Genomic DNA, 22,345 nt, shown 5'->3' on the forward strand with positions numbered 1-22,345 from the left:
CGCTGGCTCCGCGCGGCGCGGCGGCCATGGAGACCTACCGCTACAAGGACCCCCACGGCGTCTGGCGCAGCATGAAGGTGCCCAAGGGCTATGTCAGGCATGGCGCGCGGCCCTTGCCCCGGGTGGCCGCGCGCAGCGCACCGCTGTGCCTGATGTGCGAGCCGGAGTCCGGCCAGGGCGCGCGCCGGCCGGGCCTGATCATCTGGGCGCCGAGGCTGGCCCTGCCTTGGGACGGACCGCCGCCGGCCCTGCACGACGGGCTGATCGCGCAGGCGGCGCTGGATTCGGGCGTGGACCGGGCGCTGCTGACCGCGGTGATCGCGGTGGAGTCGGGATTCCGCAGCGATGCCCGCTCGCCCAAGGGCGCGCTGGGCCTGATGCAGCTGATGCCGGCGACCGCCGCCACGCTGCTGACGGTGGACAACATGGAACGGGCGTTGGTGGACCCGGCGACCAATGTGCGGCTGGGCTCGCGGCATTTGCGGCGCCTGCTGGACCAGTATCCGGGCCGGCTGGACCTGGCGCTGGCCGCCTATAACGCGGGCGAGGGCGCGGTCAGCAAGTACGACGGGGTGCCGCCGTATGCGGAAACGCAGCAGTATGTGAGAGCGGTGACGGCGCTCTACCAGCGCTACAAGGCGCCGTGAGCCGTACCGCAATGCGCCGCCGTCCGACGCGCAGCGCGCCGGGCGGGGGATGCGTCTGGAAGGCGGGCGGCGCGCGGCCGCCCCGCGCGCTCACAGCGTCGCGAAGACCTTCTCGGCGATGTCCAGCGTGGCCGCGATGACGGCGTCGTCATGCGTGGCCGAGACGAAGCCGGCTTCGAACGCGGACGGCGCGAAATGCACGCCGTGGTCCAGCATGGCGTGGAAGAAGCGATTGAACCGCGCGGTGTCGCAGGCCGAGACTTCGGCGAAGGACGCGGGGATGCGCTCGCTGAAGTAGATGCCGAACATGCCGCCCACCGAGTCGGCCGAGAAGGCCAGGCCGGCGGCGCGGGCGCGCTCCTGCAGGCCCTGGGCCAGCTTGGCGGTCTGGGCCGACAGCTTTTCGTAGAATTCGGGCGCGGCGATCAGGCGCAGCGTGGCCAGGCCCGCTGCCACGGCCACCGGGTTGCCCGACAGCGTGCCGGCCTGGTAGACGCCGCCCAGCGGGGCGATGTGCTTCATGATGTCGGCGCTGCCGCCGAAGGCACCCACCGGCATGCCGCCGCCGATCACCTTGGCCAGCGTGGTCAGGTCGGGCTTGACGCCGGTCAGGCCCTGCACGCCTTGCGGGCCGACGCGGAAACCGGTCATCACCTCGTCGAAGATCAGCAGCGCGCCATGGGCCGTGCAGACCTCGCGCAGGCCTTCCAGGAAGCCCGCGGCCGGCTTGATCAGGTTCATGTTGCCGGCGACCGGCTCGACGATGATGCAGGCGATGTCCGCGCCGTGCTGGGCGAAGGCCTCGCGCACGGCGTCCAGGTTGTTGTATTCCAGGGTCAGCGTGTGCGCGACGAATTCGGGCGGCACGCCGGCCGAGCTGGGATTGCCGAAGGTCAGGAGGCCCGAGCCGGCCTTGACCAGCAGGCTGTCGGAATGGCCGTGGTAGCAGCCTTCGAACTTGACGATCTTGGCGCGTCCGGTGGCGCCGCGCGCCAGGCGGATGGCCGTCATGGTGGCCTCGGTGCCGGAGCTGACCAGGCGCACCTGTTCCAGCGACGGCAGGCGGGCGATCAGCGTTTCGGCCAGTTCGATCTCGGCCTCGGTGGGAGCGCCGAACGACAGGCCGTGGACGGCGGCTTCCTGCACCGCGCGCACGACCTCGGGATGCGAGTGGCCCAGGATGGCCGGACCCCAGGAGCCCACGTAGTCGATGTACTGCTTGTCCTCGGCGTCCCAGACGTAGGGGCCTTGCGCGCGCTTGATGAAGCGCGGCGTGCCGCCCACGGAGCGGAAGGCGCGCACGGGCGAGTTGACGCCGCCGGGAATGCTGCGGCAGGCGCGTTCGAAGAGCTGGGCGTTGCTGGACATGGCGGTCAGGGCTTGGATTTGGGGTTGATGGAATAGGGCGCTGCGCAGGCGGCCGCGGCGGCGCGCACGCTGGGCGCGGCGAACAGCGCGGTGATGACGGCGATCGAGTCGGCGCCGGCCTGGGCCACCAGGCGCGCGTTGTCGGGCGTGATGCCGCCGATGGCGACCACGGCGGGCCGGGGGCCGTCGAACGTCTCCACCAGCTTCCTGGCCTCGGTCAGCACCGACAGCGGCGCGCGCACGGTATCGGGCTTGACGGTGGACGCGAACATGGCGCCGAAGGCGATGTAGTCGGCGCCGGCGTCGAGCAGTTCGCGGGCGCGGTTCAGATCGTCGTAGCTGGAGCCGCCCAGGATCAGGTCGGGGCCCGCCTCGGCGCGGATGCGCGCCAGGCTGTCGTCGTCGCGGCCCACGTGGGCGCCGTCGGCGCCGACGTCCAGCGCCAGCTTCCAGTCGTCGTTGATCAGGAACACCACGCCCAGCTCGCGGCACAGCGGCGCCAGCGCGCGCGCCTGGGCGGCGCGTTCGGCGTCGGGCACGTTCTTGCGGCGCAGCTGCAGCGCGCGCATGCCGCCCTCGGCGGCAGCGCGCACGGCCTGCAGCAGGCGTTCGGTGTCATCCCATTCGGGCGTCACGCCGTACAGGCCGGCGGGAAAACGCAGGGCTTTCATTGCGGTTGGATCCGGTAGGGGATGCGCCGGCCCATGCCGGGCAGGAAGCTGGAGGCGACGGCGGCGTCGGCGTGGGCCAGGCCCTGACGCACGGCCTCGGGCATTTCCAGGCCGCGCGCCAGCATGGCGGTGATGGCCGTGGCGGCCAGGCCGCCGGCGTCGCCGTTGCGATCGGGCGGCGCCTGCCAGGGATAGGTGCTGGTCTGGCCGCCGGGGCCGAGCAGCACGTTGGCGTAGTGGCCGGGCCGTTGCGGGCTGCCCAGCACCAGCACCCACTGGGCGCCGGCCGCCACCAGGGCGTGCATGGGAGTAGGTGCGTCCCCGATATCGATGTCGCCGTCGGCGTGCCACTGCGCCAGGCGCAGGTGCTCGATGACCAGCAGGTCGGTCTGCGGCAGCACCAGCTCCAGCGTGGCCGCCAGCAGATCGTCGGCGTCGTCCTCGTCGGCGGCGTCGGTCGGCGGCAGCTGGGCGCGCTGGCCCAGGTGCAGCACCAGCGGGACCTGGCTGTAGTCGGCGGCGATCTGCGCCGCCACGCTTGCCGTTTCGGCGGTGTATAGTCCGCCCACCTTGATGGCCTGCACGGACATGTCTTCGAGCAGGCAGCGCGCCTGATCGTCCAGCAAGTCTGGCGAAACGGGGTGGATTTCCTCGATGCCGGCGGTGTCCTGCACGGTCAGGGCCGTGACCGCGGCGAGGCCGTGGCAGCCCAGGCGGGCGCAGGTGACGGCGTCTGCCGGCAAACCGTCGGCGCCCGAAGGATCGAGCGGACCGAGGACCAAAACGAGAGGGGGGGTAACGGGAGCCACGTGGACAGCGCTAGATCAAGGGCGCCCCGACCCGTTTGCGGAGAATCAGGGGAACCCCTATTGGGTTTCGGTAAGATTGTCCCCATTCTAATGGATGCACCCCGTCTTTGCCCTGCCCCCGCTGCGCGGGCAGTAACCGGGATTTGATGTAAGAGAGAGCTATGCGTACTTGGATGTGTCTGATTTGCGGCTGGGTCTACGATGAAGAAGCCGGCCTGCCCGACGAAGGGATCGCTCCCGGCACCCGCTGGGAAGACGTGCCGCCGAACTGGGTCTGTCCCGAATGCGGCGCGCGCAAAGAGGATTTCGAACTGATGGAAATCTGAATCCGCTCAAGCCGACATATTCCGCCAGGGCTAGCGGGACGGGGCGCGGCCCCGTCCTGGTCACTGCAAGAATGGTCTGCCGCCAAGCATGGGAGGGCCGCGTCAGCGGCCCGGCCCCGGGGTTTAATCAGACTACTAGGCTAGGGGTTGCCATGACGGAACAACACCACGAAGACACGACGACGCAGGCGGCCAATTTCGCCAACCAGTTCCTGATCGCCATGCCCGGCATGGTCGAGGGCAGCCTGGCGGGCTCCGTCATCTACATTTGCGAGCACACCGAGCGCGGCGCGCTGGGCCTGGTCATCAACCGGCCCACCGACCTGACGCTGGGCACGCTGTTCGAGCGCATCGACCTGGAGCTGGAGATCGGCCCGGTCAAGGACACGCTGGTGTTCTTCGGCGGCCCGGTGCAGACCGACCGTGGCTTCGTGCTGCACGCGCCGGCCGGCGACTACAGCTCCAGCATCAAGCTGGGCGACATGGCGCTGACCACCTCGCGCGATGTGCTGCAGGCCGTCGCCGACGGCAAGGGGCCGGCGCGCATGCTGGTCACGCTGGGCTACGCCGGCTGGGGCGCGGGCCAGCTCGAAAGCGAGATGGGCCAGAACGCCTGGCTGAGCGTGGGCGCCGACGATCACATCATCTTCGACGTGCCGCCCGAGGAACGCTATCCCGCCGCGCTCAAGCTGCTGGGCATCGATCCGGTGATGCTGGCGGGCGACGCGGGCCATGCCTGAAGAAACCCTGCTGGCCTTCGACTTCGGCGAGAAGAAGATCGGCGTGGCCATCGGCAACACGCTGACGCGCCACGCCCGGCCGCTGGAGATCATTCACGGTGAAGTGCGCGACGCGCGCTTCGCGCGCATCGAGGCGTTGCTGCGCGAATGGCAGCCGCAGCGCCTGGTCGTGGGCCTGGCGTTGACCGCAGACGGCGGCGAACAGCCGGCCACCGCGCGCTGCCGTCGCTTCGCCAATCAACTGAACGGCCGCTTCGGCATGGCGGTGGAGCTGGTCGACGAGCGCGGCTCCAGCATGGAGGCGCAGCGCCTGCTGGGCACGCACGCCGCCGACGACGCCATGGCCGCGGCCGTGATCCTGCAGCGCTATCTGGACGCCTTGCCCGCCTGACGCCGGCGCGACGCCCATGCTCAATCCGCAACTCGACCGCCGCGGCGAACTGATACACCTGCTCAGCACGGAAGGCCTGCCGCGCCGCCATGCCGAGCGGCTGCTGGAGACGGCGGCGGCGGCCGATGAACCCTCCTGGCCAGCGGCAGGCTACGGCCCGCTGCCGCCGGTGTTCCTGCGCCTGCCCGACACGCGTCGCGCCACGCGCGCGGCCTACTGGCGCGCCGCCGAACAGTTGCTGCTGCCCGTCACGGCGCTGGATCCCGCCGAGCCGCTGGCCGAAGCCGTGGTCGGCTTGCCGCCCGGCATCCTGGTGCTGGGCCATCCCGCCAGCGGCGCCGCGCTGTGGGCGGCGACGCACTGGGCCGCCACGCAGGCGCGGGGCGGCGGCGCTGCCGCAGGCGGTCTTTTCGGAAACAGTCTCTTTGATGGTGGCTTCGACCACGCCGCCGCGCCGGGCCTGCGCGTCCTGAACGCGGGCGACGGCGTTCATGCCGATCCGCTGGCCGCGCTGGCGCTCTTGCGCGCCATCCTGCGCGCCAAGCCCGACCTGACGCGCCTGGTCGTCACGCTGGTGGGAGACGTGCGCCATTCGGGCCTGGCCCGTTCCCTGATCCATGCCCTCACCACGCTGGGAGTGCCCGAGCTGCGCGTGGCCGCGCCGCCGGCGTTGCTGCCCGAGGGCCTGCCGCAGCTGGGCGTATTTCCGTTCAGCGCGCTGGACGAGGGGCTGCGCGATGCCGACGTCATCATCCTGTTGCCGCTGAGCGCCGAGGCGGTCGCCGCCGGGCGACTGCCGTCGCCGCGCGACTACGCCGCCGGCTACCGGCTCAGCCCGCGGGCGCTGGCCCTGGCGCGGCCCGATGCGCTGCTGCTGTCCGCCGCCGGGCTTCAGGCCGGCATCGAAGCCGAGGCCACGTTCGACGCCGCGCTGGCGCGGGCCGGCCATGAGCGGGATGCGCTGGAGCACGGGCTGCGGCTGGCGGCGCTGCGCCTATTGGCGGAATCGCTGGGCCGCGCGCTGGCCCCGGGGAGTCGCGCATGAGCCTGCATATCGCCAATGGCAGGCTGATCGATCCCGCCGCCGGCGTGGACCGGCGGGCGGACCTGTACATCGTCGACGGCCATGTGGCCGCCGTGGACGTCGCGCCAGCGGGATTCCGCGCCGATCGGCGCATCGAGGCCGACGGCCTGGCGGTGCTGCCGGGCCTGGTGGACCTGTGCGCGCGCGTGGCCAATCCCGATGCTTCGCCGTCGCCGGATGCGCAGCGCGCCGCGCTGGCGGCCGGCGTGACCCGGCTGGTGCAGCCGCCCGATGGCGGCGTCATGCTGGACGATCCCGCGCGGGTGCATGCCTTCCTGAATGAATCGCCGGCCGGACCGTGCCGCATCCACGCCGTGGGCGCGCTGACGCCGGGCCTGCGCGGCGAGGCCCTGGCCGAATTGCGCCTGCTGGCCCAGGCGGGCTGCCTGGCGTTCGGGCAGGGCGAGGCTGGCCTGAGTGATACCCGCCTGCTATGGAACGCCATGCGCTACGCCGCCGGCGCCGGCCTGGCCTTGTGGCTGCGGCCGCAGGATCCCTGGCTGGCGCGCGGCGCCTCGGCGGCCGGCGGCGCCTATGCGGCGCGGCTGGGCCTGGAAGGCCTGCCGGACCTGGCTGAAACAGTGTCCCTGCAAACATTGTTCGAATTGCAGCGCGACACCGGCGCGCGCCTGCACCTGTCGCGCCTGTCCAGCGCAGCCGGCCTGGCGCTGGTGCGCGCGGCCAAGCGCGAGGGACTGCCCGTCAGCTGCGACGTGTCGGCCAATCACCTGCACCTGACCGACGTGGACATCGGATTCTTCGATGCCCGCTACCGCCTGCTGCCGCCGCTGCGCGGCCAGCGCGATCGCGACGCCATCCGTGCCGCGCTGGCCGACGGCACCGTCGATGCGCTGTGTTCGGACCATACGGCGGTGACGGCGGCCGGCAAGGCCGCGCCCTACGCCGAGGCCCAGCCCGGCGCGCCCGGACTGGCCACGCTGCTGCCGCTGACGCTGAAATGGGCGCGCGACCAGCGTGTGCCGCTGGCCGAGGCGCTGGCGCGGGTGACCAGCGGTCCCGCGGCCGTGCTGCGCGCCGTGGCGCCGCAAGCGCCGAGCGGCATGGCCCTGGCCGGCACCCTGGCCCCGGGCGCGCCCGCCGATCTGTGCCTGGTCGACCTGGACGCGGAACAGGCGCCGGATTCCGCAATGCTGCCTTGTGGCAGCGCCCTCAGCCCGTTCGCGGGTATGATGCTGCCCGGCCGCGTACGCGTCACCGTGGTGGGTGGCAGCCTGGCCTGGGAGACTCCTGCTTGAAGCTGCTGCGCTTTGTCCTTCGGCTCATCCTCGTCCTGCCGTGGATCGTGTTCGGCCTGCTTTGCGTGGGCCTGGTGTATCCATGGCTCAGACCCAAATCGCGCGCCTGGCTCAACCGCAGCTGGTCGCGCTTCCTCATGGCCGCCTGTGGCGTGCGGGTCGTCTTCCGGGGCCAACCGCGCATGACCGGTCCCGTGCTGCTGGTGGCCAATCACGTGTCCTGGATCGATATCTTCGTGCTGAACTCGGCGCGCGCCACGTCCTTCGTGGCCAAGAGCGAGATCCGCAGCTGGCCCGTCATCGGCTGGCTGGTGGCCGGCGCCGGCACGCTGTTCATCGAGCGCGGCCAGCGCCACGCGGTGCACGCGATGGGCGAGTCCATGCAGGCGCGTTTCCGCCAGGGCGATGCGGTGGGCCTGTTTCCCGAGGGCACGACCAGCGAGGGCAGCGAGCTGCGTCCGTTTCATGCCAGCCTGTTCGAACCGGCCCGCGCGGCCGCCGTCGAGATCCAGCCCGTGGCCTTGCGCTTCCTGCAGCATGGCCAGCGCAGCGGCTTCGCCGCCTTCATCGGCGACGAAAGCCTGGTCGCCAATCTGTGGCGCGTCATGGGCACCACCGGCCTGTCCGTCGAAGTCGTGTTCCTGCCGCCGCTGGCGACCCGCAACGCGGACGGCAGCCTGCCGACGCGGCTGGAGCTGTCGCACCAGGCGCGCGACGCGATTCAGCGGGCGCTGTAGTTATCGGGGGTGAGCGCCGCCGGACCCGTCGTCGGGCCGGCAGGCATGCCTCATTCGGCGTTCGGATCCTGGAAGCGCGAGCACTTCACCTGCACCAGCTTGCGGTCCTGCAGGCGCAGCGCGGTCAGCGCGCCGCCCCAGACGCAGCCGGTGTCCAGGCAGATCACGTCCGGGCGCAGCAGCAGGCCCAGCGTGGACCAATGGCCGAAGACGGTGGTGACGTCGCGCGTGGCGCGATTGGGCACGTCGAACCAGGGCATCAGGTTGGGCGGCCAGGCGCCGGGCGCGACCTTGGTGGCGAATTCCATGTGGCCGTTGGGCGTGCACAGGCGGATGCGGGTGAGCGCGTTGATGATGACGCGCATGCGCTTGCCGCCCGTGTGGTCTTCCTTCCAGGTGGCCGGCTCGTTGCCGTACATCTTCTGCAGCGCCTTCTGCCAGTTCGGCCCGCGCAGCGCGTCCTGAACCTCGCTGGCCAGCGCCAGGGTCTTGGCCACGTCCCATTTCGCCAGCGTGCCCGCGTGGACCATCAGGTGGTTCTGCTCGAAATGCGCGAGCGGGCGGAAGCGCAGCCAGTCGATCAGGGCGGCGGCGTCGGGCGCGCGGAGGATGTCTTCCAGCGTGTCGGACTTGGACGGCTTGCGCACGCCGGCGGCCGCGGCCAGCAGGTGCAGGTCGTGGTTGCCGAGCACGGCGGTGACGCGGTCGCCCAGATCGATGATGCGGCGCAGGGTGGCCAGCGATTCCGGGCCGCGATTGACCAGGTCGCCGGCGAACCAGAGGCGCGAGTGCGGATCGCCCGCCAGCTCGGGATGGGACAGCAAGCGATCCAGCGGCGAGCAGCAACCCTGCACGTCGCCGATCATCCAGATACTGCCGTTCATGCGGGACTCTTGCTCCAGGGCCAGCGTTGTTGGAAGAACCGCGCCAGGGCGTGGCGGTATTCCATGTAGGACATGGCGCCGAAGGCGAGGATCATGGCCCCGATGTTCGGGCCCAAGGCGGTCAGCCAGGGCGGCCATTTGCCCAACATGCCCACGTTCAACGCCAGCTGGTTAAGCATGAAGAAGCCCACGCCCAGCAGGATGCCGATGAAGACTTTCGCGCCCACGCCGCCCCGGCGCGTCTGCATCAGGCCGATGGGGGCGGCGATGGTGATCATGACCAGCAGCGTGAACGGATACGCCAGTTTGCGCCACAGGGCCACGACCTGTCGACCATATTGAAGCTGGTTGTTGCGCAAATAATCCACATAGTCGAGCAGCGTCACGATGGACATGCGCTCGGGCGTCAGCACGCGGGCGATCAGGCGCTCGGCGCTCAGCGTGGTGTCGATGGTGCGCTCGGGTACCTTGACCACGGCGGCCGGCGGATTCTTGGGCGGGCGGGCGTTGGCCAGCGCGTCGGCGGCCTCGTCGTCCAGGCGCGTCTCGGACACGTCCTTGAGCACCAGGTCGCCATGGGAGAACACGCCAACGGGCGCCGTCGACAGCACCGACAGCGTCAGGTTCTTCTTGAACTCGTACAGAGTGACGTTGGCCACCTGGCCGTCGCCCTTCAGGTCGCCGATGTTGATGATGCGGGTGCCGCCGTTGGCGGTGGGTTCCTTGAACCAGTAGCCGCTGTTCAGGCGGTCGCCGCCGGCCTTGCCGCGCAGGGCCAGGTTGGCTTCGCCGGATTTCATCTCGGCCCAGGGCGTGACGTATTCGGACAGCAGCGCTGCGCCGATCATCAGCGGGATGGTGACGATCCAAAGCATGCGCAGCAGGCGCATGCCGCTGACCCCGGACACGCGCAGGATCACCAGTTCGTTGCGTTGCGCCAGGCCGGCCAGCGCCAGGATGGCGCCGATCAGCAGGCCGATGGGCAGCAGGTCGTAGAGACGGGTGGGAAGGGCCAGCGCCTGCATGTAGAGCAGCGCCATCATCGTGAACTTTTCGCCCACGTTGTCCAGGTCGTCCACCATCGCGAAGAACGTGAAAAGGCCCAGCAGGGCCAAAAGGACCACAGCGCAGGAGCGATAGATTTCGCGGGCCAGGTAGCGACGGGCGGTACGCATGAAAAAGGACGGTCTGAGGAAAGCGCGTAAACGTGAAAGCTTAACAAATCCGGCCGCCCGACATGGGGGGCGGCGCCGGAAATATTTTTTGCGGGGAGTTTCGGGGGGAGTGGCGGGTGGGTTCGCCTCGGCGGGGGCGGATCCTGTTCAGGGGATGTCGACCATCTGCATGCGGCGGGTCAGCACGCCGACCCGCGAGTTCAGATAGTTGGAGTTGCGATTGCGATCGTAGAAGCGCGGGTTGGGGAGCATGGCGGCCAGGCGGGCCGACTGGCTGGCGCCCAGGCCGGCGGCCGAGGCGTTGAAATAGTGCTTCGCGGCCGCTTCGGCGCCGAACACGCCCACGCCCCATTCGGCCACGTTCAGATACAACTCCAGGATCCGTTCCTTGCTCATGACGTGTTCGATCATGTAGGTCAGGACCAGTTCCTGGCCCTTGCGCGCATAGCTGCGCGAACTCGACAGGAACAGGTTCTTGGCCAGCTGCTGGGTGATGGTGGAGCCGCCGCGCATCTTGCTGCGCCCGGCCTCCTCCTGCTTCTGGTTGTATTCCCAGGCCTTGCGGATAGCCTCCCATTCCACACCGTCATGCTCGGTGAAATTCGAGTCCTCGGCCGCCACGACCGCCCGCTTCAGGGAGTTGCTGATCTTGTCGTAGGGCACCCATTCATGCTGCAGGCGAAAGTCGGCGTGGCCTTCGCTGAGCCGCGCGTACTCCTCGCGCATCACCGCGCTGGTGCCGGGGTTCTGGTACTTGTACCAGACCACCAGGCCGAACAGCCAGAACTGGTACAGCAGCACGGCGCAGACCAGCGCCATCATCACGCCGGTGATGATCCGGAACCAGGACCTGCGGCCCTTGCCGGCGCGGCCCGCCATGCCTTCAGCGTCCCGCCGCCAGATCGGCGCGCAGCGCCGCCAGCACGGGCTCGGGATCGGGCTGCAGGCCGTGCCAGATATGGAAGCTCTCGGCCGCCTGGCCCACCAGCATGCCCAGGCCGTCCGCCGTGCGCGCGGCGCCGTCGGCCCCGGCCTGTTTCATGAAGGCGGTGGGGGCGGCGCCGTACATCATGTCGTAGGCCAGCGCGCCGGGGGCATACAGGCCGCCGGGCAGGTCGGGGGCGGCATCGGCCAGCCCGCTGGCGGTGGCGTTGACGACCGCGTCCCAGCCGCCGGGCGTCGCCGCCTCGGCGAGCGTGCCGGCCGTGACCTGGACCGTCAGGCCGGCGCCGCTGGCGCGCCAGGCCTCGGCCAGTTCGAGCGCGCGGGCGGCGGTGCGGTTGACGATATGGATGCGGGCGCAGCCGGCCTGCGCCAGCGGCTGCAGCACGCCGCGGGCGGCGCCGCCGGCGCCGACCAGCAGCACGCGGGCGCCGTCCAGGCGCAGGCCCAGGCGCAGCAGGTCCGACACCAGGCCCACGCCGTCGGTGTTGCAGCCGTGCCAGGCGCCGTCGCGCCAGGACAGCGTGTTGACGGCGCCTGCCAGCCTGGCGCGGTCGGACAGGTTGCCGGCCGCCAGCGCGCAGGCCTCCTGCTTGAAGGGCACCGTCACGTTCAGGCCCAGCCCGCCCTCGGCGACGAAGGCCACCGTCGTCGCCACGAAAGCGTCCAGCGGTGCCAGCAGCCGGTCATAGCGCAGCGCTCGACCGGTCTGGCGGGCGAACATGGCATGGATCTGCGGGGAGCGGCTGTGGGCGATCGGGTTGCCGATCACGGCGTAGCGGGCCTCGGTCATGGGGCTTGGGTTTCCAGGGTGTCGTTGACGAAGTGCCAGCTGCGGGTGATAACCAGCACGTCGGTGTCGCGCGCGATCTCGGGCGGGAAGGGCGGGAACGGCGCGGCCAGCTGCACGATGCGCCGCGCGGCCTGGTTCAGCACCGCGTGCGGAGATGGTTCGTCGATCTCGACGTTGGCGATGCTGCCGTCGGCGCGGATCGACACGGTCAGGCGCAGCGAGCCGTAGATGCGGCCGCGCGCCTCGTCCGGGTAGTGCTGCGTGCCCACGGATTCCACCCGGGTGCGCCAGGCGTCCAGGTAGGCGGCGTAGCGCGAGGCTTCGGCCGACGGCGCCACGAATTGCTTGCGCGGTTCAGCGCTGTACTGCTGCACGCGCGCGGCCAGGGCCGCCACCTGGGAATTCTGGATCACGCTGGCCTGCTCTTCGGCGTCGCGGCCATGGTCGGCGCCGTCCGGCCAGGGATTGACGGCCTGGCGCTCGGCGCCGGCCTTGTCGCGGGCCTGCAGCTGGGTCATCAGGCGGGTCTGCTCGGCCTCGAGCTGGACCTGGCGCTTGCGCATGGCTTCCAGCACGATGGTCTCGGCCGAGGCGCCGGTCTGGGGCAGCGGGGTGGTGGCCAGGCCGCGTTCGGCGTTGCCGCCGCCGCTCATCTGGTTCTGGGCCTGGGCGCGCGCGGCGTCGGGCGGCGTCTCGCTGCGGGCGTTCAGCAGCAGCACTTCCAGGCTGGGCGAGGCGGGCTTGCTCAGGGCGGGCGCGCCGAAGCGCCACGCCAGCGCGCCGGCGTGCACCAACAGCGAGATCGCCAGGCCGATGCGCAGGTAGTGCTGGGCGGGCGCGCCCAGCCACCGCAGGTAACGGCTCGGCGGGGAGGGGGAATCAGCAAGGCTTTGCACGCAGGCATTGTAAGCCCCGCGCAGCTTGCCGACGTGTGTCAGGGGCTGGCGCCGCCGCGGGCGGCGACACCAGCCGGAGCGGGCCGATTACTGATTGGGGAACACCCATACATGCCGGGCCGGCAGGGCCAGGCGGCAGGCTCCGGGTTCGCGGCCCTCGGCGCCGTAGGCGCGCAGCGCCAGGGCGGCCGGATCGGCCTGTGCGCTGCGAAACACGTACTCCCAGCGGTCGCCCAGGTACATGCTGGTCACCAGCGGCAACTCCAGGTGATTGCCGTCGGGATCGTCCGCCAGACGCACCTGTTCCACCCGGATCACGGCGGTGGCGTCCTGGCCGGCGGCCAGTCCGGGCGCGGCCTTGCCCCACAGCGCCCAGCCAGCGCCCTCGATGCGGGCCTGGCCGTCGCGCAGTTCGGCGACCTTGCCGCTCAGGCGGTTGTTGCTGCCCATGAACTCGGCGGTGAACAGCGTGTTGGGCGAGCCATACATTTCCTGGGGCGTGCCCTGCTGCTCGATCTTGCCGTTGTTCAGCAGCAGGATGCGGTCGGAGATGGCCATGGCCTCGCTCTGGTCGTGCGTGACCATCAGCGCCGACAGGCCCAGGCGCACGATCAGCTCGCGCAGGAAGGCGCGGGCCTCTTCGCGCAGCTTGGCGTCCAGGTTGGACAGCGGTTCGTCCAGCAGGATCACGGGCGGGCTGTACACCAGCGCGCGGCCGATGGCCACGCGCTGCTGCTGGCCGCCGGACAGCTGGTGCGGATGGCGCTGGCCGAGCTTGCCCAGGCCGAGCTGGTCCAGCACGGCCTGCACGCGTTCGCGGACCTCGGCTTGCGGCGTCTTGCGCAGCTTGAGCGGGTAGGCGACGTTGTCGAACACGGTCTTGTGCGGCCACAGCGCATAGGACTGGAACACCAGGCCCAGGTTGCGTTCCTCGGCCGGGATCTCGCTGCGCGCGGCGCCGTCGTAGACCACGCGCTCGCCGATGGTGATGCGGCCGCGCTTTGGGCCTTCCAGGCCGGCGACGGCGCGCAGCAGCGTGGTCTTGCCGCTGCCGGACGGACCCAGCAGGGATACCACTTCGCCCTGGCGCAATTGCATCGACACGCCCTTGAGCACCGGGTTGTCGCCGTAGTCCAGGTGCAGGTCTTCAACAGAAAGCTCAATCATGAAGTTTGACTCCGAATCGCAGGGCGATGCCCAGGCCGATGACGACCAGAACGATATTGATGAAGGAAAGCGCGGCCACGATGTCGATGGCACCCGAGGCCCACAAGGACACCAGCATGGAGCCGATGGTCTCGGTGCCGGGCGACAGCAGGTAGACGCCGGTGGAGTATTCGCGCTCGAAGATCAGGAACATCAGCAGCCAGGAGCCGATCAGGCCGTACTTGGCCAGCGGCACCGTCACGTGGCGGGTGACCTGGCCGCGGCGCGCGCCGGCGCTGCGGGCGGCCTCTTCCAGCTCGGGGCCCACCTGCAGCAGCGTCGACGAGATCAGGCGCAGGCCATAGGCCATCCAGACCACGGTGTAGGCCAGCCACACGCTGAAGATGGTGCTGCGCATGGCGCGCAGCCATTCGATGAAGTTCTCGCGCAGCCATTCGGCGAAGGGCAGGCCCGACAGCCAGCCGCCCAGGTCGGCGTCCAGCGCGTTGTCCAGCCACATCGGCACGAACAGGAACACCCACAGGAAGGCCAGGCCGGCCAGCAGGCCGGGCACCGCGCGCGGCACCAGCACGCTGTAGTCCATGAAGCGCGTGACATTGTCCGGCTTGCGGTGCATCGCCAGGCCCACGAAGGTGTAGCAGAACACGGCCAGCGCGCCGCCGAACACGCCGATGGCGACCGAGTTGACGATGGCGCGCATCAGGTTGGGCTGCGAGAGCACGGTGCGGAACGCGTCCAGCGACAGCACGTCCAGCAGCGACACGCCCATGCCCCAGTTCGACACGAAGGCGCGCAGCAGCACGCCCAGCAGCGGCACCACGATGGTGACCAGCAGCCAGAACGCGACGACCGCGCCCGCCACCCAGCGCCACTTGCCCAGCGGCAGCGGGCGCGCGCGCGAGGCCTTGCCCTTGACGGTGACGAAGCGGTTGGCGGTGCGCATCAGGCGGCGCTGCAGCATGACCAGCGGAATGGTCATGCAGATCAGCACGACGGCCACGGCGGCCATCAGGTGGTAGGACGGGATGCCGAGCTTGTTGGTCAGCTTGTACAGATAGGTCGCCAGCACCAGGTTGCCTTCGGGATCGCCCAGCACCAGCACCAGGCCGAACACCTCCAGGCCCAGGAAGAACAGCAGCACCGTGGCGTACAGCATGGCCGGCCGCACCATCGGCAGGCTGACCGAGACCATCACGCGCAACGGCGAGGCGCCGGCCACGCGCGCGGCTTCCTCGACGTCCGAGCCCATGCTGCGCAGCGCCGACGAGATGTACAGGTAGGCGTGCGGCACGTGGGTCAGGCCGGCGATGATGACGATGCTGGTGAGCGAATAGACGTTCCAGGGCACGAAGCCCAGCAGGCTCTGCGCCCAGGTCGAGAAGAAGCCGACCGGGCCGGCGGCCACCACGTAGCCGAAGCCCAGCACCATGGGCGACACGAAGATCGGCACCAGGATCAGCGGCTCGATCCAGCGGCGACCCGGCAGGTCGGTGCGGATCATCAGGAAGGCCAGCATGCCACCCAGCGGAATGGCGATGGCGGCCAGGCCGAAGGCCAGGATGAAGCCGCTCTTGAGCGCCTTGTAGAAATCGGAATCCGCGAAGATGAAGCGGAACGCGTCCAGGCTGAAGACCTTGGACGGCGAGAAGAAGGGCGCGGACAGAAAGCTCTGGATGATGATGAACGACAGCGGCACGTAGATGGCCAGGGCCGTGATCAGCACCACCACGCCGCGCGGCAGGGACTGCCATTTTCTGCGCAATGACTGCATGGGGAAATCCTGTGTTCGGGGTACGCGGGCCGCGCCGCCGGCGGGGCGGGCGTGGCGGCGGGGCTGGGGCGGAGGGTCGCCGCCCGACGCGTGTCAGGCGCTGCCGGGACGGCGCTCGCGTCCCGGCGGCGGCGGGCTTACTTGCCGGCCGCGGCGCGCCACTGCTTGATGAATTCCAGGCGCTTGTTCTGCTCCAGGTAGTCCAGCAGCGTTTCGTTGACCGGGATCGGCTTGAGCGAGGCGCCCAGCTTCTTGGTCATGCCGTCGACGTCGTTGTCGCCGGGGATGTCGTCGCGCACCGAGGCCAGGTCGGCCTGGTTGGCGATGATGTCCTGGCCCTTCTGCGACAGCATGTAGTCCATCCACAGCTTGGCGGCGTTGCGGTTCTTGGCCTTCTTGCTGATGAAGGCCACGCGCGACAGCACCAGCGCGTAGTCGGTCGGGTAGGCCACGCCCAGCGACGGATCGTTCTTGGCGCGGGTCTCGGCGTACGAGCCCAGGATGTTGTAGCCGATCAGGTTCTCGCCCGAGGACACGCGTTCCATCATGGTGCCGGTGGACGACTGCACGATCAGGCCGCCCTTGGCGATGTCCTTGAGCGTGTCGAAGTACTTGGGATCATTGGCCTTGTCCTGCACGGCCAGCATGAAGCCCACGGCCGACTTCTCGATGTCGTAGGTCGTGACCTTGTTCTTGAACTTGTCCGGCTGGCTGGCGATCAGCTTGGCCAGCGCGCCGTGCGTGGTGGGCACTTCAGCGGCCGGGATCAGGCGCTTGTTGTAGATGAACACGGCCGGCTCGAAGGTCGTGCCGTAGGCCGAATCCTTCCACACGGCCCAGGCCGGCAGCTTGCCGATCTCGGGCGACTTGTACTGCATCGCGTAGTCGGTGGCCAGCTTCAGCGCCGAGTCCATCGACGAACTCCAGACGATGTCGCCGCTGCTGCCGCCGGCGGCCTGTTCGCTGATGTAGCGGTTGTACAGCTCGGTGCTGTTCATGTCGTTGTATTCGACCTTCACGTCCGGGTACAGCGCCTCGAAGCCCTTGATGATGGGGCCGGCGGCCTTGGTGTCGGTGGTCGAATAAATGATGACCTTGCCTTCCTTCTTCGCGCCGTCCAGGATCTTCTGGTAGTCGGCGGGATACCCGGCGGGCACCTGTTGCGCGTAGGCGCTGCCGGCGGCGAGGACGAAGGTGGCGGCGAGCAGGGCGGCGCGCGGCGCCGCCAGTTTGGACTGGGCAAGCATGGGTGTCGTCTCCAGAGGGATGTTGTACGAGCGGACTCTCGATCCGGCTTGCGGGCATCTTAGGAGGCGGCGTCTGTCGGCGTCCTGTCATGGACGTGCACCGGAGCCAGGGGAAAACCCTAGGAATTGTCGCGGTGGCACATCACTTGTGCGGCGGCGTATCCGTCACCAGCCGGATCCAGTTCTGCACGAAGCGCGAATGGCGGCGCTGGTCCAGGCCCACCAGCAGGGCGGGGCTGAGCACCACGGGCTGTACGATGCCGCGCGAGCGCGCCAGCACGGCTTCGGAAGTCCAGCGACCCGGCGTGTCTTCCATGATGGAGCCGAGCGCCGCGTGGCTGGAGGCGACCTGCTGGCCGGCCGGCGACAGCAGCCAGTCGACCAGCTGGCGGGCCAGGTCGGGGTTGGGCGCGCGCCGCGCGATCAGCACCGAGCGCGCCAGCACCAGTACATAGTCCTGCGGGAAGACCACGCCGATGTCGCTGCCGGCGGCCTGGCGCGACAGCGCGTAGGAGCCCAGCATGTTGTAGCCCAGGTCCAGTTCGTCGCGCTCGATGGCGTTCAGGATCTCGGCGCTGGTGGCGGCCAGGCGCACGCCCACCTGGCCGAAGGCGTTGGCCAGGCCCCAGAAGTTGGACGAGACCAGTTCGTCCTGTTCGGCCATCAGGTAGCCCACGCTGCTGGCCGAGATGTCGTAGGTGCCGACGCGGCCGTGCAGTTTGTCCTTGTCGCGCTCCAGGGCGCGCAGCAGGTCCTGGCGCGATCGCGGCACCGTGGCCTCGGTGTAGCGCCTGGGGTTGTAGACGATGACGGCGGGCTCGAAGGTGAAGCCGTAGACCTCGTTGCGCCAGACCGCCCAGGACGGCAGCTTGGCGGCGTAGGGCGAGGCGTAGCGCTGCGCGTAGCCGTCGTTGGCCAGGCGGATCTGCAGGTCGGCGGCCGAACTCATCAGCACGTCCACGTCCTTCAGCTCGCCCGCGATCATGGCTTCGTACAGCTCGCGGCTACCCATTTCCCGGTACACCACGCTCACGTCCGGCCGCTGCGACTGGAAGCCCTGGATCAGCGGCGCCACCACCGGCGTGTCGGTGGGGCCGGCGATGGTGAGCACGCGCGCCGACGGCTGCGGCGCGGGGTAGCGGGTCACGGTCTCCGGGATGCCGGCGGCCCGCGCGTCGCCCGGCGCGCCCGCCAGCATCAGGCTGGCGGCGCAGGCGGCGCCGAACCAGGCCGCGAGCTTGCGGCCCGCGTGATGGCGCGCCAGCGGCAGGATGACGCGCGCGCTCAGGCCGCCGCCTGGGCGGTCCTGCAGCCACAGTGAGCCGCCATGGGCGACGGCCACGGAACGCACGATCGCCAGGCCCAGGCCCGAGCCCGGCAGAGATTCGCCGGCGCGGCCACGCGTGAAGCGCTGCTGCACGGCTTCCTTTTCATCGTCGGCGATGCCGGGGCCGCGGTCTGACACGGTCAGCGCCACCCGGTAGCCGGCCACCGGGGTGGCCTGGATCTCGACCGGGCCGTCGGGGGCGTAGCGCAGCGCGTTGTCGACCAGGTTGCGCAGCATCTCGCGCAGCGCCACGCGGTCGCCGGCGATACGGGCGCGCCGCACTTCGGGCGCGATTTCGATGTGCAGGCGCTGCGCTTCCAGCGGCCCGATGCGGCGCCGCGTTTCGTTGACGGCCTCGGCCACGCCAACCGGCGCGCGCGCGCCCTTGCCGAGCCGGTGCGTGATGGTGGCGTCCATCAGCAGCTGGTTGATCAGCTGGCTGGCGTGCGTGGCGTTCTGGTGGATGCGCTGGATGCGGGCGTGCAGGCGTTCGGGGTCGGGTTCTTCCAGCGCGACTTCGGCCTGCGCGCGCAGCGAGGCCAGCGGCGTGCGGACCTGGTGGGCGGCGTCGGCCACCAGCGTGTTCAGTGTGTTCATCAGGCCGGACAGGCGGTGCATGAAGGCGTTCAGCGCCTCGACCAGACGGCTCACTTCCTGCGGCACTGGCGCGCAGACGGGTTGCAGATCGTCCGGCGCGCGGCGCCGCAGCTCGCGCTCGACCACGGCCAGGGGCGCGAAGGCGCGCTGCACGCCGAACCACAGGAGGCCCAGCGCCACCAGCGCCACCGCCACCAGCGGCAGCACGCTGCGGCCCAGGATCTCGTCGGCCAGCGCTTCGCGCGAGCCCAGCGTCTCGGCCACGCGCACCGTCACCCAGCCGGCGTGCTGGCTGGCGGATACCAGCCTGCCCACGGTGGCCACGCGCACGGGTTCATCGTGATAGCTCAGGTAGGCGTAGACCGGCGTGGCCGATTGCGCCAGCGGCAGGCCGGGCGCCAGGTCGCCGTAGCCGGTGATCAGCCGGCCGTTCGAGGCCAGGGCTTCGTAGAACACCCGTTCGCTGCCGGACAGCATGGCCAGCGAGGACACGGGCGGCTCCACGGTCACGCCGTCGTCCTCGATCTGGACCGAGCCGGCGATGGTCAGCGCCGACGCCGCCAGCAGGCGGTCGAAGGCCTGCTCGGCGGCGCGCTGGGCGTAGCCGCGCAGGAAGAAGAACAGGCCGATGAGGGCGCAGGCCAGCAGCGCGACGCCCAGCGCGAATACCCGGCGGCGGATCGAGAAGCTTGCGGCCGGCTTCATCGCCTAGCCCGGGGTCGACGGGCTGGCGCCGGCGTCGTTCGGCGCGGCCGGCGTCTCGTGCAGGCGGGCCAGGTAGCCGACGCCGCGCACGGTGACGATATCCACCGAGGCGCCCGCCAGCTTCTTGCGCAGGCGCGAGATCAGCAGTTCCAGCGCATTGAGCGAGCCGTCGTCCAGGTCGAAGAGCTGGTTCATCAGGCGCTCCTTGGCCACGGTCTGGCCAAACTTGCCCAGCAGGATTTCCAGCAGGCGGAATTCGCGCCGACCCAGATCCACCGGCGCGCCGTCCACGCTGACGCCCCGTGCGGCCAGGTCCAGGCCCAGGTTGCCGTAGGTCGTGACGCTGCTGGTCTGGCCGGCAGGGCGGCGCATCAGCGCGCGCAGGCGGGCTTCGAGTTCGCGCAGGTCGAAGGGCTTGACCAGATAGTCGTCGGCCCCCAGGTCCAGCATGTCGATCTTGTCCTCGATCTCGGCGCGCGCGGTCATGACCAGCACCGGCGCTTCCAGTCCGGCCGCGCGCAGTTCGCGGATGACCGAGAAACCGTCCTTGCCGGGCAGGTTGATGTCCAGCACCAGCGCGTCCCAGGTTTCGTCCAGCCCGCGCCGCAGCGCCGTCAGGCCGTCGCGCGCCCATTGGACGCTGTGGCCGGCCAGGCGCAGCTTGCTTTCCACGGCATCGCCCAGGTCGAGGTTGTCCTCGACCAGCAGAATGCGCATGTCATTCCTCCATCTGATGATTGTTTTGTGCCGCCGACGGCAAGGCGGCCGTCGCCCGGAGCGGGCAGCGGTCCGCGTCGCGCGGGGCTTTTTGAGAGGAAGTGTACCGGCAGCGCGGCGGCTGCGGGCAGTCGCGAGCCGCCGTCCCGTCGGGGCGGGACGGCGGGCGCGGTCAGGCTTGCGGTTCCGCCTGGGCGGCGGGCGCCAGCTGGCCGAGGTAGCGGCAGTCCAGTTCGAGCGAGAGCTCGTCCATGCCGAGGATGTCGATCTCCACCGCCGTGCCGCGTTCCAGTTCGGGCATGCCGCCCACGCGGGTGACCAGCGGCGCGTTGCCGAAGCGCACCAGGTCGTCGCGCAGCACATGGGCCACGGTGCGGGTGATGTTGTGCTGCTTGAGCCAGCGCAGGCACCAGTAGCGTTCCATCGCGCTCTGGAACTCGGCCCAGGTCGCGTATTGCGCGTCGAAGGCGCCGATGATGGCGAACAGGTCGGCGTCGCGCGGCTTGAAGGGCGCGACCAGGCGCGCCGATACGCCGTGCTCGACCGCCGCGATCAGCTGCCACTGGTTGACCAGGTCCACGTAGCGGCGCAGCGGCGAGGTGCTCCAGGCGTACTGCGGCACGCCGATGGCTTCATGCGGCAGCGCCTGCGTGCTCATGCGCACGCGGCCGGCCTGCTGGGAGCGGTAGATGCCGGGCACGCCATGCTGGTGCAGCAGTCCGCCCCAGAGGTTGTTGGCCAGGATCATGTACTCGGCCACCATGCGGTCCAGCGGCGCGTTGCGCTGGCGCGGCACCAGACGCACCGGAGTGTCCGGGTCGTCGGGGTTGCCGTCCAGGTAGAAGCTGTATTCGACGCGCGAGTTGTTCTCGGGCTTGCCGCGCACGTTCTCGCGCTGCGCCGACAGCGCCTGCGCCAGCTTCCAGAGCGGGCGCAGCCAGTGGCCGTAGGGCAGCTCGGCGGCAGGATCGGCCAGGCTGGCTTCAGTGACCTGCGCGTCCAGCATGTTGTGGCGCAGGTTCTCGCGCACCATCACGCGTTCGAGGCGGGTTTCCGATTCGAGGACCTCGCCGGTCTCGGGATCAGCCGTCACGTATAGCGACAGGGCAGGCACCGCGCGTCCGGCGTCCAGCGAGAAGGCGCTGATGACGCTGTCGGGCTGCATGGGGATCTTGTCGCCCGGCATGTAGACCGTGGACAGGCGCGCGCGCGCCAGCTTGTCGAACTCGCTGTCGCGCGTGACCACGATGCCCGGCGCCGCCACGTGCACGCCGACGCGCAGCTTGCCGTCGGGCAGCGTCGTGACCGAGAGCGCGTCGTCGATCTCGGTGGTGGTGATGTCGTCCACCGAATAGATCTCGGCATCCGCCAGCGGCAGTTCGCGCTCGAAGGCGGGCAGCGGCAGATCGGGGAAGGCCAGGCCGCGCGGGAAATTCACCGCCAGGAAGCGGCGCTTGTGCAGCGCCAGCGCGTGCGGCCAGGCGCCCAGGTCCAGCAGCAGGCGGTCGGGCGTCTTGCCCAGCTTGGTGCAGGCCGCGTCCAGCGCCTTCCATTGCTGGGAGTTCTTGTCGGGGCGCACCAGCAGGGATTCCGCCGCCTGGGCGATTTCCTCGGGCAGGCGGCCGGCGGCCATTGCGTCCACCCATTCCTGCTGTTGCTCGGCCTGGCGCTGCTTTTTCTCGAGCGCGGCCAGCGCCGCGGCCAGGATGTCGGGCGGAGCGGGGCGGTAGCGACCCTTGCCGCGGCGGTGGAAATAGGCGGGCGCGCCGTGCAGCCGCATCAGCAGCGCGGCCTGTTCGACCGGCGTGGGGGCGTGGCCGAAATAATCGGCGGCCAGGGCGGGGGAATCGAATTCCTCCTGGGGCGCGCATTCCCACAGGAACTGCAGGTCCAGCGCCTCGGCGGCGGTCGCCGCCTGGCTCATCAGCGCGGCGGGTTCCGGCGCGGCGAATGTGAACAGCGTATTGGCGCGCTTGATCTTGCTGCGCTTGCCGGATTCCGATTCCACCTGCAGGCTGGCGTCGGTTTCGGACAGGATATTGCCGGCCTTGAAGCTGCCGTCGTCTTCGTAAAACACATACATGGTGGTGGATCG

The 22,345-nt window shown here is 70.1% G+C and carries 21 protein-coding genes; 7 read left to right on the forward strand and 14 right to left on the reverse strand.

Annotated elements, in window-relative coordinates; translation table 11 throughout:
- Positions 1 to 647: lytic transglycosylase domain-containing protein (locus AC6LJ9_RS00925; protein WP_498146140.1), on the forward strand; the 647-nt coding region annotated here is incomplete at its 5' end.
- A gap of 90 nt (positions 648 to 737) precedes the next feature.
- Here the strand turns inward: AC6LJ9_RS00925 and hemL are convergent.
- From hemL to AC6LJ9_RS00940, 3 genes are read right to left on the reverse strand one after another with little or no spacing between them, the layout of a single operon-like run.
- Complete coding sequence (hemL, locus tag AC6LJ9_RS00930) at positions 738 to 2,015, reverse strand: glutamate-1-semialdehyde 2,1-aminomutase (RefSeq protein ID WP_498146141.1); 1,278 nt, start codon at positions 2,013 to 2,015, stop codon at positions 738 to 740.
- Positions 2,016 to 2,020: 5 nt separating this feature from the next.
- Positions 2,021 to 2,686: a thiamine phosphate synthase gene (thiE, locus tag AC6LJ9_RS00935; protein ID WP_498146142.1), complete on the reverse strand. Its 666-nt coding sequence runs from the start codon at positions 2,684 to 2,686 to the stop codon at positions 2,021 to 2,023.
- On the reverse strand, positions 2,683 to 3,495 hold the full coding sequence (locus tag AC6LJ9_RS00940) for a hydroxymethylpyrimidine/phosphomethylpyrimidine kinase (RefSeq protein ID WP_103272318.1): 813 nt from the start codon (positions 3,493 to 3,495) through the stop codon (positions 2,683 to 2,685). Before AC6LJ9_RS00940 ends, thiE begins: the two co-directional genes overlap by 4 nt.
- A gap of 161 nt (positions 3,496 to 3,656) precedes the next feature.
- On the opposite strand from AC6LJ9_RS00940, the gene AC6LJ9_RS00945 reads away from it, so the two are divergent.
- From AC6LJ9_RS00945 to AC6LJ9_RS00970, 6 genes are all read left to right on the forward strand, one after another.
- The gene (locus tag AC6LJ9_RS00945) at positions 3,657 to 3,821 is read left to right on the forward strand and encodes a rubredoxin (protein ID WP_003814980.1); all 165 of its coding nucleotides are present in this window, start codon (positions 3,657 to 3,659) and stop codon (positions 3,819 to 3,821) included.
- A gap of 152 nt (positions 3,822 to 3,973) precedes the next feature.
- Entirely contained in the window at positions 3,974 to 4,561 is a 588-nt protein-coding gene (locus tag AC6LJ9_RS00950; protein ID WP_212321237.1) for a YqgE/AlgH family protein, read from the forward strand.
- Complete coding sequence (ruvX, locus tag AC6LJ9_RS00955) at positions 4,554 to 4,952, forward strand: Holliday junction resolvase RuvX (RefSeq protein WP_103272320.1); 399 nt, start codon at positions 4,554 to 4,556, stop codon at positions 4,950 to 4,952. Before AC6LJ9_RS00950 ends, ruvX begins: the two co-directional genes overlap by 8 nt.
- Positions 4,953 to 4,968: 16 nt before the next feature.
- Positions 4,969 to 5,997, forward strand: coding sequence for an aspartate carbamoyltransferase (locus tag AC6LJ9_RS00960; RefSeq protein WP_498146143.1), 1,029 nt, complete (start codon positions 4,969 to 4,971; stop codon positions 5,995 to 5,997).
- A complete protein-coding gene (locus AC6LJ9_RS00965) occupies positions 5,994 to 7,292 on the forward strand; it encodes a dihydroorotase (RefSeq protein ID WP_498146144.1) in 1,299 nt (432 codons plus the stop codon). The genes AC6LJ9_RS00960 and AC6LJ9_RS00965 overlap by 4 nt, the downstream gene beginning before the upstream one ends.
- Positions 7,289 to 8,029 carry a lysophospholipid acyltransferase family protein gene (locus tag AC6LJ9_RS00970; protein ID WP_498146145.1) on the forward strand — a complete coding sequence of 247 codons (741 nt, stop codon included), beginning with the start codon at positions 7,289 to 7,291 and terminating at the stop codon, positions 8,027 to 8,029. Before AC6LJ9_RS00965 ends, AC6LJ9_RS00970 begins: the two co-directional genes overlap by 4 nt.
- A gap of 50 nt (positions 8,030 to 8,079) precedes the next feature.
- Here the strand turns inward: AC6LJ9_RS00970 and AC6LJ9_RS00975 are convergent, their stop codons facing one another.
- From AC6LJ9_RS00975 to AC6LJ9_RS01025, 11 genes are all read right to left on the reverse strand, one after another.
- The gene (locus tag AC6LJ9_RS00975) at positions 8,080 to 8,913 is read right to left on the reverse strand and encodes a symmetrical bis(5'-nucleosyl)-tetraphosphatase (protein ID WP_498146146.1); all 834 of its coding nucleotides are present in this window, start codon (positions 8,911 to 8,913) and stop codon (positions 8,080 to 8,082) included.
- Positions 8,910 to 10,088, reverse strand: coding sequence for an LPS export ABC transporter permease LptG (lptG, locus tag AC6LJ9_RS00980; protein WP_212321252.1), 1,179 nt, complete (start codon positions 10,086 to 10,088; stop codon positions 8,910 to 8,912). The genes AC6LJ9_RS00975 and lptG overlap by 4 nt, the downstream gene beginning before the upstream one ends.
- Before the next feature lie 147 nt (positions 10,089 to 10,235).
- Positions 10,236 to 10,967 carry a monofunctional biosynthetic peptidoglycan transglycosylase gene (mtgA, locus tag AC6LJ9_RS00985; RefSeq protein WP_498146147.1) on the reverse strand — a complete coding sequence of 244 codons (732 nt, stop codon included), beginning with the start codon at positions 10,965 to 10,967 and terminating at the stop codon, positions 10,236 to 10,238.
- Positions 10,968 to 10,971: 4 nt separating this feature from the next.
- Positions 10,972 to 11,823, reverse strand: a complete 852-nt coding sequence (aroE, locus tag AC6LJ9_RS00990; RefSeq protein ID WP_498146148.1) for a shikimate dehydrogenase — start codon at positions 11,821 to 11,823, stop codon at positions 10,972 to 10,974.
- A complete protein-coding gene (locus AC6LJ9_RS00995) occupies positions 11,820 to 12,719 on the reverse strand; it encodes a TonB family protein (RefSeq protein WP_498146149.1) in 900 nt (299 codons plus the stop codon). The genes aroE and AC6LJ9_RS00995 overlap by 4 nt, the downstream gene beginning before the upstream one ends.
- Before the next feature lie 87 nt (positions 12,720 to 12,806).
- Entirely contained in the window at positions 12,807 to 13,886 is a 1,080-nt protein-coding gene (locus tag AC6LJ9_RS01000) for an ABC transporter ATP-binding protein (RefSeq protein ID WP_498146150.1), read from the reverse strand.
- The gene (locus AC6LJ9_RS01005; RefSeq protein WP_498146151.1) at positions 13,879 to 15,657 is read right to left on the reverse strand and encodes an ABC transporter permease; all 1,779 of its coding nucleotides are present in this window, start codon (positions 15,655 to 15,657) and stop codon (positions 13,879 to 13,881) included. Before AC6LJ9_RS01005 ends, AC6LJ9_RS01000 begins: the two co-directional genes overlap by 8 nt.
- Before the next feature lie 137 nt (positions 15,658 to 15,794).
- Positions 15,795 to 16,904, reverse strand: coding sequence for an ABC transporter substrate-binding protein (locus AC6LJ9_RS01010; protein WP_498146152.1), 1,110 nt, complete (start codon positions 16,902 to 16,904; stop codon positions 15,795 to 15,797).
- Between the two features lie 142 nt (positions 16,905 to 17,046).
- A complete protein-coding gene (locus AC6LJ9_RS01015; protein WP_498146153.1) occupies positions 17,047 to 19,533 on the reverse strand; it encodes a sensor histidine kinase in 2,487 nt (828 codons plus the stop codon).
- Between the two features lie 3 nt (positions 19,534 to 19,536).
- A complete protein-coding gene (locus AC6LJ9_RS01020; protein ID WP_498146154.1) occupies positions 19,537 to 20,250 on the reverse strand; it encodes a response regulator transcription factor in 714 nt (237 codons plus the stop codon).
- 172 nt (positions 20,251 to 20,422) lie between these two features.
- Positions 20,423 to 22,333 carry a ribonuclease catalytic domain-containing protein gene (locus AC6LJ9_RS01025; RefSeq protein WP_498146155.1) on the reverse strand — a complete coding sequence of 637 codons (1,911 nt, stop codon included), beginning with the start codon at positions 22,331 to 22,333 and terminating at the stop codon, positions 20,423 to 20,425.
- Between the last annotated feature and the right edge of the window lie 12 nt (positions 22,334 to 22,345).

It is taken from the genome of Achromobacter sp. 1011811831 (genome assembly GCF_059760905.1).